Here is a 10,677-nt window from a genome sequence, read left to right as displayed (position 1 = left end):
CTGGCCCGGCTGACCTCGCTCGCGGGCCGGGTGCTGGTCAACGGCTGGCCGACCGGTGTCGCGGTGGCGCCGGCCCAGCATCACGGCGGCCCCTATCCGGCCACCACCTCCACCTCCACCTCGGTCGGCGCCACCGCCATCGAACGCTGGCTCCGCCCGGTCACCTACCAGAGCACCCCGCAGGCCCTGCTCCCGCCGGAACTGCGGGACGACAACCCGCTCGGGCTTCCCCGGCGCGTGAACGGCCGCCTGCAACACTGACCCGCACGTACGGCACCGTGATCGCCGGTGGGGCACAGCGCCCGGGGCGCCGTGCCCCGCCCGGCGCACGGGTCAGGAACCGTCCGCCTGGCAGTGCGGACACCACACCGTGCCGCGCCCGCCGACGCGTTCACGGCTCAGCGGCCCGTCGCACCGCGGGCATGTGGGATCGCTGTCGTCACGGCGGCCGGTGAGCCAGGACTTCCGCGGCGGAACGCGCCCGGCACGCACGGACGAACGCAGCGTGCGGCGCATCTCGGTGTGCAGCCGTTTGAGCTCGTCGTCGTCGAGCCGGTCCGCGCGGCGGGTGGGACGCAGGCCGGCGCGCCACAGGATCTCGTCGGCGAGCAGATTGCCCAGTCCGGCCAGCACGGACTGGTCGGTGAGGGCCGCCTTGACGCGGCCGCGCCGCCGGGAGAGCAGTTCCGCGAAAGCGGCCCGGTCCACCGACAGCGCGTCCGGCCCCTGGTCGTGCAGGATCCGCGCCACATCCGCGTCGGGGTCGTCGGCGAGCCACAGGCCCTGCAGTTTGCGCTGATCGCGGAAGCGCAACTCCTCACGGCCCACGGTGAGGACGACCCGGTCGTGCGGATCCGGCGGGTCGCCCGGCCGGCAGCACACCAGTTGACCGGTCATGCCGAAGTGCATCACCAGGGTGGGCCCGTCGGTGCGGGCCAGCAGCCACTTCCCGTGACGGGCCGGTTCGGCGAACCGGCGGCCCTCCAGGGACCGGCGCAGCCGCGCGACGGTGACGCCGTGCAGCACTCCGGCGTCCCTCACCTCGACCCGTTCGATCCGCTTGCCCCGCGCACAGGAGGCCAGGACCTCCCGGAACCCTTCCACATCGGGCAGTTCGGGCACGGCATCCTCCGCCCGTCTCGTGCGTCCGGAGCCGGAATGCCACGGTCAGCGACCGGGCCCGGTGCCTCCGGCGAACCGTCGAGAACCACGTGACCGGCGGCGCTGCCGGGCCTCCCGCGGCCGCCGGCTCCGCGAGCCGGCAGGCCTCGCACCGTCCCGGTCCGGCGTCCACCGGCCGTCGGGCGACAGGGCCTGCCCCTGGCGTTCCGCCTGAGCCCGGATCTCGTAGTAGGACTCATGGGCGGTCACCCGGAACGCCTCGTCGTGCGAGGCCAGAGCCGCCCGCAGGGCCTCCCCGGCGAGGCCGCGGCGGCGGACGTGGACCGCGAGGCGGGCGAACAGCCCCATGATCGCGGCGAGGCAGCCGGTGAACACCAGCAGCGGCGGCAGGTCACCCATGGTCCGAGCCTACGCCCGGGTCCAACGGCGGACAGGCAACCGGGAGGCGGCAGCTGCCGGAGCATCAGGAACCCGCCTTGGGACGGTGCCTGCGACGCAGCCGCAGGATGAGGGCGGCGCTCACGACGGACGCGCCCACGAACGCACCCATCCAGGCGTAGGCGATGCCGGTGCCGGCCTCCTCCGAGACCGCGGCGGCCCGGGCGGGCGGCACGGCGGCCCGGGTGACCGGGCCGGGTCCGGCCGGCGGGGCCTTCTGTACGGCCGAGGGCGCCTTCTGCACGGCCGGCGGCTCCAGCGACCCGACGGGCTCTACCCGGCCGGCGGCGTCGAAGCCCCAGTCGAGGAGGGAGCGGGCCTCCTCGTAGACCGCGTGACCACCGCCCGACTGCGGGTTCATCACGGTCACCACCAGAGTGCGTCCGTCCCGGCGGGCGGCGGCCACGAGGGTGTTGCCCGCGTGGGAGGTGTAGCCGTTCTTGACGCCGATGATCCCCGGATAGCGCTCCACCCCGTCCGCGCCGGTCAGCAGCCGGTTGGTGTTCCTGATGCCGTACGTCCAGGTGGGGCTGCCGTCGTCACGGGTGCCTCCGGGAAAGGGGGCGTCGACGGTGGACGCGTACGACGCGAACTGCCGGTCCGTCAGGCCGGCCCTCCCGAACACCGCCAGGTCGAAGGCGGAGGAGACCTGCCCGGGTTCGTCGTAGCCGTCGGGGGAGACCACGTTCGTGTCGAAGGCGCCCAGCGCGCGGGCTTTGGCCTGCATCTGCTCCGCCGTGGCCTCCCAGCCGCCGTTCATCTCGGCGAGGACGCGCACGGCGTCGTTCCCGGAGCTCAGGAAGACGCCACGCCACAGGTCGTCCAGTGTGTACGTGCGTCCGGGCGCGATGCCGACCAGGCTGCTTCCCTCACCCACTCCTTCGAGTTCCTCCTCGGTGACCAGGTGCGGCGGGGCGTCGGCCAGATGCGGAAGCGCGGTGAGGGCGAAGAGCGTCTTGATGGTGCTGGCGGGCGGCAGGCGGCGATGCGCGTCGTGAGCGGCGAGCACGTCGCCGGTGCCCGCGTCGGCCACCAGCCACGAGAGGGCGGAGACGTCTTCGGGGAGGTCGGGGGCCCCGTTGAGAGGCCCGACATGGGTGCCCGGCCGGTGCAGCGGCGACGCGTCGGCGGAGGCGGGTCGAGGCGTGGGTTCGGCCTGCGCGGTGGAGGCCGGCAGCAGACCCAGTGCGCCGGCGGCGACGGCCGTCGCGCAGCAAAAGGCCAGCCGTGCAGTAAATCTGATGATCATTCGGCCAGCGTAGGAACGGGCGACCTGACGCGCAGTTCCGCTGAGCCGACCGGCGGAAGGGCCTCCGGTGACGGGCGGGTGCCGCCCCGGCCACCCACGCCGCCCCCCGGCCGGCCCCGGGGCGCGGCCCGGGTCCCGGGACTACCTCGCGGCGTCCATCCGCCGCCTCAGCGTGGCCGCGAAGTCCTCCGCGGCCACCAGTTGGGCGCGCAGCTTCTCGCAGCGAGCGTCGGCGACCTCGCGGTAGGAGTCCAGCCGGGTGTGGAGCCGCTCCCGCTCGTCGACGGACGGCGGATCCTCGCGGTCGGCGATGCGATCGGTGATCTCCAGCAGGTCCCGCATCTCGTCGAGGGAGAAGTCGAGCGGCTTCATCCGGCGAATGACCATCAGACGCTCGACATCGGCCTCCGTGTAGAGGCGGAAGCCGCCCTTGCTGCGGGCGGAAGGGATGACGAGGCCGACCTCCTCGTAGTGGCGGATCGTCCGGAGCGACAAGCCGGTCCGCTCGGCCACCTCGCCGATCTGCATCTGGCGCTCAGCCATCGCCCTGCCGTCTCCTCTGCCTCACGCCACGTGTTCGATGGTTCGAAGTGACCCCGGAATCCGAGCTCGAATCCTATGGGTCACCCGCCGATGGCCTGTGATTCACAAGCGGCGCATCGAACTCTCCCCTCACGTCAGGGTATAGTCCGGAGAGCGCCCGAGCTGTGCCGTGCACGGTGAAGGCAGCGCCGCACCGAGGTGTGGGCGCGGGGGACCACAGACTTCCGGGCAATGATGCCCGACCGGCGGCTGCGGCAGCCGCCCCTCCGTCCGGCGGGCCCCCGAGGCCCGGCCGGCCAAGACTCCGAACCGGCCTCCGGTGGGGTCGCACTCAGCGCGTGTGTTCAGCGGATGGACGTATGCGCCCGAACAGGAACGGTTGCATGTCTTCTTCGCTGTCCGAAGGACGCCGTCCGCGCATGTCCGCGCCCGACTGGCTCGCCTCACCGAAGGTCTTCAGGACCGAGGTGCTGGCCGGCCTGGTGGTGGCGCTCGCGCTGATCCCCGAGGCCATCTCGTTCTCCATCATCGCGGGCGTCGACCCGGCCGTCGGTCTGTTCGCGTCGTTCACGATGGCCGTGGTGATCTCCGTCGTCGGCGGCCGCAAGGCCATGATCTCCGCCGCCACCGGGGCCGTCGCCCTGGTCATCGCGCCGCTCAACCAGCAGTACGGCCTGGGCCATCTCGTCGCCGCCGTGATCCTCGGCGGGCTCTTCCAGATCGTGCTCGGCGCGCTGGGCGTGGCGAAACTGATGCGGTTCGTGCCGCGCAGCGTCATGGTCGGCTTCGTCAACTCCCTGGCGATCCTGATCTTCATGGCGCAGGTGCCGGAGATGCGTGACGTCCCGTGGGCGGTCTATCCGCTGATCGCCGCCGGTCTGGTGCTCATGGTCCTGTTCCCGAGGATCACCAAGGCCGTTCCGGCGCCGCTGGTCTCCATCGTCGTCCTGACTGTCATCACCGTCGGTGCCGGTATCGCGGTGCCCGACGTGGGCGACAAGGGCGCGCTTCCTTCGTCGCTGCCGGTGCCGGGCCTGCCCGATGTGCCGTTCACCATGGAGACGCTGACGACGATCGCGCCGTACGCCTTCGCGCTCGCGCTGGTCGGCCTGATGGAGTCGCTGATGACGGCCAAGCTCGTCGACGACCTCACCGACACCCGCTCCAGCAAGACCCGGGAGTCCATCGGCCAGGGCGTGGCCAATGTCGTCACCGGCTTCTTCGGCGGTATGGGCGGCTGCGCCATGATCGGCCAGACCATGATCAACGTGAAGGTCTCCGGGGCCCGCACCCGGCTGTCCACCTTCCTGGCCGGCGCCTTCCTGATGGTGCTCTGCGTGGTCTTCGGGCCGGTCGTCTCGGACATCCCCATGGCCGCCCTGGTCGCCGTCATGGTCATGGTGTCGGCGGCCACCTTCGACTGGCACTCGATCCGGCCGAAGACGCTGAGGCGGATGCCGGTGGGCGAGACGACGGTCATGGTCGTCACGGTCGCCGCCGTGGTCGCCACCCACAACCTCGCCATCGGTGTCGTCCTCGGCTCGGTCACCGCGATGGTGATCTTCGCCAGGCGGGTGGCGCGTCTCGCGGAGGTGACGGGAGTGGTCGACCCGGACGGCAAGCAGGCCGTCTACGCGGTCACCGGCGAGCTCTTCTTCGCCTCCTCGAACGACATCGTCCACCGCTTCGACTACAAGGACGACCCGGACGACGTGGTCATCGACCTCACCGACGCCCACATCTGGGACGCCTCCTCGGTCGCCGCCCTGGACGCGATCGAGAGCAAGTACGCGCAGCGCGGCAAGAAGGTCACCATCGTCGGGCTGAACAGGCCCAGCGCCGAGATGCACGACAGGCTCGCCGGCCGGCTCGGCGCCGGGCACTGAGCGAAGCACAAGGCCCCTGCCCACGGTCCTCGGACCGTGGGCAGGGGCTCTCTCGTTCCTGTGCCCGCCTCGCGGGCGGCCCTCAGTCGCGGTCGACCTCCTCGCGCAGGATCTGGCCGCTCGCCGCGTCGACGTCGAAAGTCGTCAAGTACCAGTCGTTCTGAGTGACGACGTCGACCGACCAGATCACCTTGCCGGCGTCGTCGTTGTCGAGCGCCACGGTGCTGACGGTGCCCTGCTTACGGCCGGTGGCGGTCTTCACCGCCTGCTGGGCCGTCACCTTCGCCTTGCCGAGCAGGTCGGCGGTCTCCTGCTTGTCCTCCGCGTCCTGCTCGGGATCGGGCTGCGACCCGATCACCCGGCCGGAGACGGCGTCGACGCGGACGGTGTGGCGGGTGCCGTCCTGGGTGGCGACCTCGGCGGCCCACTCGGGGCCGCCCGGGCTCGGTGCGGGACTCGCGGGGCTGGCGGTGCTGCCGGCCTCCGCGCGGGTGAGCTCGATCTCGACCAGTTTGCTGCCCGACACCTCGCCGACGGCCGTGTCGGCGGCCTTGTCCCAGGTGACCTTGGCGGCAGGGACCAGAGCGCGGCGCTCGGCCTGGTCGTCGGTGAGGCGGGTGGCGGTGCCCGTGGGGCTGGGGGAGCCGGTCGGGCTCGCCGTGCCGGTGGGGCTCGTCGTACTCGTGGGGCTGCCCGTGCCCGTGGGGCTCGGTGCGGCGGCCGGCGCACTCACCTCGCTCCCCTTCTCGCTGCCACAGGCGGTGAGAAGCAGAGCCGAGCAGGCGATGAGACATGCGGGGAGTGCGGCCCGGAGGCGAAGAGCATGAGTCGTTACGTTCATGTCGCCACGCGTAACCCCTGGTCCCACGGGAGACACGGGCTACCGGGAAGATCACCCGATCGCTTCCGCCTCACCGGCGGCCCGCGGCTCCGGCTGCCGCGACATGAGCCCCGCAGCGGTGAGGGCCCGCGCCGCGCCTCGCCGGCACCCCGGGTCCCACGGCACCGCGCGGGGCCGGTTCCGGCGGCCGCTCGCCCGGACGCGTCACGCCGATGTCGTCCACCGGGGAGCGGTGTCGGCCCAGGCCCTCTCCCATCCGGCGTCGCGCCGTCTGTCCAGCGCCATCGCCGCCACGCCGTAGGCGCCCGCGCCGGTGAGGGCCACCGCCACGCCCGCCGTGGCCGCCCATCCCAGCGCACGGCTGCGTATCTCGCCCGCCGCCATGGGCGGATCGGTCACCCGCCCCTCCGCGTCGCGCCAGACCCGGACGGTGCTGCCGGCGGACAGACCGGGCCGGACCTCGGCCTCCCCGGTGCGCGGCCGCCCGTCGGGGCCGAAGAAGCGGACCTCGGCCCGGTACAAGGTGTGCCGGGCCTCCTCGGAGCCGGGTTCCGGATGGCGGGGAGCGTCCCGCACCAGCACGGCGTCGACGGGAGCCCCCGAGCGGGCGTCCGCGGCGGCGTCCGCACGCAGCGCAGTGTGTACGGAGTTGTGCACGATCACCGTCACCGTGGGCGCCGCCGCCGGCACCGCCAGAGCCAGCACCAGCCCGGTCCATGCCTGCAGCACGTCGGAGCGGCGACGCAAGGGGCTGCGCCGCCACCGCCACAGCCTCGCGCGCGCCCGCACGGGCGGCGGCTGTGCCCGCGGCTCGGGGGCGGTCATGTCGTCCCCCTTTCGGGTACGTGCTCCTCCGCGTGGGTCGCCGGGTGGCGGTGTGCCGACTCCATGACGTGCGAGGCCCCTCTCAGCGCCGCCGTGTGCGGTGCGGGAACCGGCTGGACGGGGACCCGCAACTGCCCGGTGAGGTCGTAGGTGAACTCCGGCCGCAGCGCGCCGCCGCCCGCCAGGAGCAGACCCCGCCCCAGGGCGTCCAGGGTCTGCTCGGACTCGTCGAGCCGCAGCATGTCGGTGACCATGGCGACGATCGCTCCGGTGATGTCGCGGAAGGTGACGGAGCCGCTGATGTCGCCGGTGCCCAGCGCCGTGCGGTACGCGTCCGTCACCTCACCGTCGCAGAGCAGCGCGACCTCCGTGACATGCGCGCCGATGTCCGCGACGAGCAACGGCCGGCCCAGGTCCGCGCCCGCTCCCAGCGCGATGGCCCTCGCGGCGGGGACGGTCAGGACCGTACGGGGACGCAGCACCTCGAGCGCGGTGAGAGCCGCGCTGCGGAAGCGGGGCCCGCCGAGCACGGGCGTGGTGATGACGATCAGCGGCCGGCTGAAGCCGGACACCCTGCGCCGGAACAGACGCTCGAGCATCCGGGCGGTGCCCTCGGGGTCGACGATGTCACCGCGCCGGACCGGGTACATGGCATCGGCGCCCGGGAACGTCACCGTAGGGACGTCGAGGATGACACCCCGGCCCGGGGACCAGGCCCGGGTGCGGGCGCTGCCGATGTCGATGGCGAAGCGTGGACAGATCCGGCAGACCGGTCCGGCCGTTCGACGGCGCCCGCCGGGCCGGACACCGAAGCCGGTCACCGTCCGGCCCCCCGGTCCCGAGGGCAGCGGCCGCAGTAACGGGCCTGCGGCACGACGGTGAGGCGCTCCAGGGGAATGGGACGCGCGCACACGTGGCACACGCCGTACCGGCCCTGGTCCATGCGTTCCAGTGCGGCCTCCACGTCGGAAAGGACCATGCGTGCGGAGGCGCTGAGCTTCACCTGGACCTCGAGCTGTGAGGCCGCCCGCCGGCGGAGCGCGTCACCGGCCCGCGAGGGGCGGGTGAACCGCTCCAACTGCTCCAGACGGAAAGCGCGTTGCTCCTTCAGGCTCGCGCGCAGCGCCGCGAGGTCGTCGGCGGAGAGCGGCACGGCGCCGGCGTCGGCGATCCGGTGGTTCACGAAGTCACCCCTCCAGGTGCACGAAGGACAGGACCGGGAGCCGCGCCCGTCACGACGCCCGGCGCTGGCAGCCGACGCAGCAGCGGGCGTAAGGCAGGATCTCCAGCCGCTCGACGGGGATCGGCCGCCTGCACTCCTGGCAGAGTCCGTATCCGCCGGCCTCCAGCCGCGCGAAGGCCGCGTCGATCTCCGTCAGCACCCGCTGGATGGACGTCTTCTGAGCGATCATCAGCTCGCGCGGCGCGTCGTTCCCCTCCTGCTCGATCGCCTCGAGCTGCGTGAGGCGGGAGTTGCGCTCGTGCTGGAGACGCTGACCGACCTCGTGGGCGGTGAGACGTTCGGGAAGGGAGTCGGAGCGGGCCGCGTCGAGCGACATGAGAGGAGTCCTTCCGAGGGAGTCGAACGCCGTGGAGTTCCGTCGCGGTGTGCTCGCGGACCCGGTGCTCCCGCCGGCGGAACCCGTGCTCCCGCCGGTCGGCGGGAGGGCGAAGGGTTCATGACGCAACCATCGCCGGTGCGCCGGGCCCGCACCATCGGTCCCAGCACCCATTTACCGGGGGGCGGACAGTGCATACGGCGCGGGGCCATGAGCCCGTCGACCGGCGCGGACGGCTGCCGCTGCGGATCGACACGCGCTCCCGGGGCGCGGCAGGCTGGGCGGACCCGAGTGCGGGCCGAGCCCGGCGGTGACCCATAGTGGGTGGAACACCGCGAAGACTGTGGAGGTCCGGTACGCCGTGTCGCTCTTCTGGCGGATTTTCGCCCTCAACGCGCTGGTCCTCGGCCTGGCGACGGCACTGCTGCTGTGGGCACCGGTGACCGTCTCGGTGCCGGTGCTGCTCACCGAGGCCGTCATCCTGGTGGGCGGCCTGGGCGTGATGCTGGTCGCCAACGCGGCCCTGCTGCGCATCGGACTGGCTCCGCTGGAGCGGCTCACCCGTCTCATGACCACCGTCGACCTGCTCCGCCCGGGCCAGCGGCTGCCGGGGCCGCCCGGGCGGGGCGGCGTCGCCGAACTGATCAGCACCTTCAACGACATGCTGGAGCGGCTGGAGACCGAACGCGCCACCAGCAGCGCCCGCGCCCTGTCTGCGCAGGAGGCCGAGCGCCGCCGCATCGCGCAGGAGCTGCACGACGAGGTGGGCCAGAGCATGACCGCGGTGCTGCTCGCGCTGAAGCGTGTCGCCGACCGGTCGCCGGAGCCTCTGCGTGCCGAGGTGCGGCAGGCGCAGGAGACCACCCGCGAAAGCCTCGACGAGGTGCGCAGGCTGGCCCGCCGGCTGCGGCCCGGTGTGCTGGAGGATCTGGGCCTGGTCAGCGCGCTCACCGCGCTGAGCGCCGACTTCGCCACCCACACCGGACTGCGCATCGAGCGCGACTTCGACCCCGGACTCCCGGCGCTCGCACGCGAGACGGAACTGGTGCTCTACCGCGTCGCCCAGGAGGGCCTGACCAACATCGCGCGTCACGCGGAGGCGGAGCACGTCCAGCTCGCCGTGCGCCGGACGCCCGGCGCGGTCGTGCTGAGCATCGCCGACGACGGCCGCGGCACCGGCCTCGCCCGCGAGGGCGCGGGGATCCGCGGCATGCGGGAACGGGCCCTGCTCATCGGCGCCACCCTCGACATCGCGCCGGGCGGCGCGGGCGGCACCCGGGTGTCCCTCTCCGTGCCCGACGACTCCGACGCCGTGCCGGCCGGGTCCGCCGGCACGGCGCGTGCCGGGAAGGAGGTGGCGTAGCCGTGACCGAGCCGGACGAGATCCGCATCCTGCTCGCCGACGACCACGCCCTGGTGCGGCGCGGCGTGCGGCTGATCCTCGACGGCGAGCCCGGCCTCCGGGTCGTCGCGGAGGCCGGTGACGGCGCGGAGGCGATCGCCATGGCCCGCAGCCACACCGTCGACCTGGCCGTCCTCGACATCGCCATGCCCCGCATGACCGGTCTGCAGGCCGCCCGTGAACTCGCGGCGATCCGGCCCGGGCTGCGCATCCTCATGCTGACGATGTACGACAACGAGCAGTACTTCTTCCAGGCGCTCAAGGCCGGGGCCTGCGGGTACGTCCTGAAGTCCGTCGCGGACCGGGACCTGCTCGCGGCGTGCCGGGCCGCGATGCGGGGAGAGCCGTTCCTGTACCCGGGCGCGGTCACCGCTCTCATCCGCAACTACCTGGAACGGGCCCGGCAGGGCCAGGAGACGCCCGACCAGATCCTCACCGCGCGCGAGGAGGAGGTCCTCAAACTCGTCGCGGAGGGCCGGTCCTCCAAGGACATCGGGGAGACCCTGTTCATCAGTGTCAAGACCGTTCAGCGCCATCGCGCGAACCTGCTGCGCAAGCTGGGTCTGCGGGACCGCCTCGACCTGACCCGCTACGCGATCAGGGCCGGCCTCATCGAACCCTGACGGCCCGCGCCTCGGCGCGTCTCGCACCCTGACGCGGCTCGCAACCCCGCCTGGCGGCGGGAGCCCGGTGCGGAGCCCGTGCGGGAGCCCGGTGCGGAGCCCGTGCGGGAGCCCGGCGCCGGAGCCCCGGAGGGGTGCCGGGACGGGAGGAAGGGCCGCCGACAGGGGTGCCGACCGCACCTCCTACAC

Annotated in this window: 12 protein-coding genes and 1 pseudogene; 4 read left to right on the top strand and 9 right to left on the bottom strand. The window is 73.1% G+C overall.

The window, feature by feature from the left end:
* Positions 1-261: pseudogene (locus tag AB0K36_RS32150) on the top strand (aldehyde dehydrogenase (NADP(+))); the annotation flags it as partial.
* A 72-nt stretch (positions 262-333) separates the two neighbouring features.
* On the opposite strand, the gene AB0K36_RS32145 reads toward AB0K36_RS32150, so the two are convergent.
* The 4 genes from AB0K36_RS32145 to AB0K36_RS32130 form a co-directional block, all read right to left on the bottom strand.
* Positions 334-1,122 carry an Fpg/Nei family DNA glycosylase gene (locus AB0K36_RS32145; RefSeq protein ID WP_364600950.1) on the bottom strand — a complete coding sequence of 263 codons (789 nt, stop codon included), beginning with the start codon at positions 1,120-1,122 and terminating at the stop codon, positions 334-336.
* Positions 1,123-1,167: 45 nt separating this feature from the next.
* A complete protein-coding gene (locus AB0K36_RS32140; protein WP_364600948.1) occupies positions 1,168-1,521 on the bottom strand; it encodes a hypothetical protein in 354 nt (117 codons plus the stop codon).
* A gap of 64 nt (positions 1,522-1,585) precedes the next feature.
* Positions 1,586-2,809, bottom strand: a complete 1,224-nt coding sequence (locus AB0K36_RS32135; protein ID WP_364600946.1) for a D-alanyl-D-alanine carboxypeptidase family protein — start codon at positions 2,807-2,809, stop codon at positions 1,586-1,588.
* A gap of 141 nt (positions 2,810-2,950) precedes the next feature.
* Positions 2,951-3,352, bottom strand: coding sequence for a MerR family transcriptional regulator (locus AB0K36_RS32130; RefSeq protein WP_364600944.1), 402 nt, complete (start codon positions 3,350-3,352; stop codon positions 2,951-2,953).
* Positions 3,353-3,735: 383 nt separating this feature from the next.
* Here AB0K36_RS32130 and AB0K36_RS32125 point away from each other — a divergent pair, with 383 nt between their 5' ends.
* Positions 3,736-5,238 carry a SulP family inorganic anion transporter gene (locus AB0K36_RS32125; RefSeq protein ID WP_364600942.1) on the top strand — a complete coding sequence of 501 codons (1,503 nt, stop codon included), beginning with the start codon at positions 3,736-3,738 and terminating at the stop codon, positions 5,236-5,238.
* An 82-nt stretch (positions 5,239-5,320) separates the two neighbouring features.
* On the opposite strand, the gene AB0K36_RS32120 is transcribed toward AB0K36_RS32125, so the two are convergent.
* The 5 genes from AB0K36_RS32120 to AB0K36_RS32100 form a co-directional block, all read right to left on the bottom strand.
* Positions 5,321-5,971, bottom strand: coding sequence for a PepSY domain-containing protein (locus AB0K36_RS32120; RefSeq protein WP_364600940.1), 651 nt, complete (start codon positions 5,969-5,971; stop codon positions 5,321-5,323).
* 312 nt (positions 5,972-6,283) lie between these two features.
* Positions 6,284-6,904, bottom strand: a complete 621-nt coding sequence (locus AB0K36_RS32115; RefSeq protein WP_364600938.1) for an Rv1733c family protein — start codon at positions 6,902-6,904, stop codon at positions 6,284-6,286.
* Entirely contained in the window at positions 6,901-7,725 is an 825-nt protein-coding gene (locus AB0K36_RS32110; protein WP_364600937.1) for a rod shape-determining protein, read from the bottom strand. Before AB0K36_RS32110 ends, AB0K36_RS32115 begins: the two co-directional genes overlap by 4 nt.
* The gene (locus AB0K36_RS32105; protein ID WP_364600935.1) at positions 7,722-8,087 is read right to left on the bottom strand and encodes a TraR/DksA family transcriptional regulator; all 366 of its coding nucleotides are present in this window, start codon (positions 8,085-8,087) and stop codon (positions 7,722-7,724) included. The genes AB0K36_RS32110 and AB0K36_RS32105 overlap by 4 nt, the downstream gene beginning before the upstream one ends.
* Before the next feature lie 49 nt (positions 8,088-8,136).
* On the bottom strand, positions 8,137-8,463 hold the full coding sequence (locus AB0K36_RS32100; RefSeq protein ID WP_364600933.1) for a TraR/DksA C4-type zinc finger protein: 327 nt from the start codon (positions 8,461-8,463) through the stop codon (positions 8,137-8,139).
* 361 nt (positions 8,464-8,824) lie between these two features.
* Here AB0K36_RS32100 and AB0K36_RS32095 point away from each other — a divergent pair, with 361 nt between their 5' ends.
* Positions 8,825-9,826: a HAMP domain-containing sensor histidine kinase gene (locus AB0K36_RS32095; protein ID WP_364600954.1), complete on the top strand. Its 1,002-nt coding sequence runs from the start codon at positions 8,825-8,827 to the stop codon at positions 9,824-9,826.
* 2 nt (positions 9,827-9,828) lie between these two features.
* Complete coding sequence (locus tag AB0K36_RS32090) at positions 9,829-10,488, top strand: response regulator (RefSeq protein ID WP_189474364.1); 660 nt, start codon at positions 9,829-9,831, stop codon at positions 10,486-10,488.
* Positions 10,489-10,677: the final 189 nt, after the last annotated feature.

It is taken from the genome of Streptomyces kurssanovii (genome assembly GCF_040677245.1).
Classification (GTDB): domain Bacteria; phylum Actinomycetota; class Actinomycetes; order Streptomycetales; family Streptomycetaceae; genus Streptomyces; species Streptomyces kurssanovii.
Note: the sequence above shows the minus strand (reverse complement) of the source record. Positions and strands in the feature narration are given on the sequence as shown.

What these genes read in the sequence shown, in the direction of transcription:
- AB0K36_RS32140 (WP_364600948.1), bottom strand. Translation starts at nt 1,521, where the DNA reads ATGGGTGACCTGCCGCCGCTGCTGGTGTTCACCGGCTGCCTCGCCGCG.
- AB0K36_RS32125 (WP_364600942.1), top strand. Translation starts at nt 3,736, where the DNA reads ATGTCTTCTTCGCTGTCCGAAGGACGCCGTCCGCGCATGTCCGCGCCC.
- AB0K36_RS32135 (WP_364600946.1), bottom strand. Translation starts at nt 2,809, where the DNA reads ATGATCATCAGATTTACTGCACGGCTGGCCTTTTGCTGCGCGACGGCC.
- AB0K36_RS32115 (WP_364600938.1), bottom strand. Translation starts at nt 6,904, where the DNA reads ATGACCGCCCCCGAGCCGCGGGCACAGCCGCCGCCCGTGCGGGCGCGC.
- AB0K36_RS32130 (WP_364600944.1), bottom strand. Translation starts at nt 3,352, where the DNA reads ATGGCTGAGCGCCAGATGCAGATCGGCGAGGTGGCCGAGCGGACCGGC.
- AB0K36_RS32100 (WP_364600933.1), bottom strand. Translation starts at nt 8,463, where the DNA reads ATGTCGCTCGACGCGGCCCGCTCCGACTCCCTTCCCGAACGTCTCACC.